Source organism: Bradyrhizobium manausense (genome assembly GCF_001440035.1).
In the GTDB taxonomy this organism is placed as follows: Bacteria; Pseudomonadota; Alphaproteobacteria; order Rhizobiales; family Xanthobacteraceae; genus Bradyrhizobium; species Bradyrhizobium manausense.
Window position 1 is genome coordinate 1 of the sequence record NZ_LJYG01000123.1, and the last position, 211, is coordinate 211.

At 25.6% G+C, this 211-nt stretch carries 1 protein-coding gene; it reads left to right on the forward strand.

All coding sequences use genetic code 11. The annotated features are described in order from the left end of the window. A partial coding sequence (locus tag AOQ71_RS46775) for a hypothetical protein (protein WP_205668313.1) occupies window positions 1–211 on the forward strand: 211 nt, incomplete at both ends.

Genomic DNA, 211 nt, shown 5'->3' on the forward strand with positions numbered 1-211 from the left:
TATGATCACCAGTACAAGTATTAGTGAGTTTGTTGAATCTTCTGAAAAAATCAAATACAAACTTTTCTTTATATCTCAATCTTTAGACACTAATATGCAAAAAAAAATAGATAATTTTAAAAGCATATTAGATGAGTTTATGTGGCTCTCTGAAGAAAATAGAGATCTATTTTTAGATCTCTCTGAGATAAAAAATCAAGAAGATAGAATT